Below are 296 nucleotides of genomic sequence, written 5' to 3'. Positions count from 1 at the left end.
CGCTCTCGCTGGATTTCCAGTGCGATGTCGATGAGCTGGTCTTCCTGGCCGCCGATCAGCTTGCGCTGACCGACCCGCAGCAGCAACTCGTGGGCGGGCACCCCGTAACGCTCACCCTGGCGCACCGCGTGCTTGAGGAAACTCGAGTACACCCCCGAGTAGCCCATCACCAGCGCATTGCGGTCCAGCACGCACTCGGCGGGCATCGCCGGGCGCACCACGTCCTCAGCGGCATCAGCGATGTCGAAGAAGTCGATACCGGTCTTGACACCGATCTTGTCGAACACCCCGATCAA

At 63.9% G+C, this 296-nt stretch carries 1 pseudogene; it reads right to left on the bottom strand.

What is annotated here, in order from left to right:
• Positions 1 to 296 (bottom strand): annotated as a pseudogene (locus LI94_RS21635) (4-hydroxy-2-oxovalerate aldolase); the annotation flags it as partial.

The sequence above is a fragment of the Mycobacterium sp. UM_Kg27 genome (assembly GCF_000972905.1).
Classification (GTDB): domain Bacteria; phylum Actinomycetota; class Actinomycetes; order Mycobacteriales; family Mycobacteriaceae; genus Mycobacterium.
This window is presented reverse-complemented; position numbering and strand designations above follow the sequence as displayed.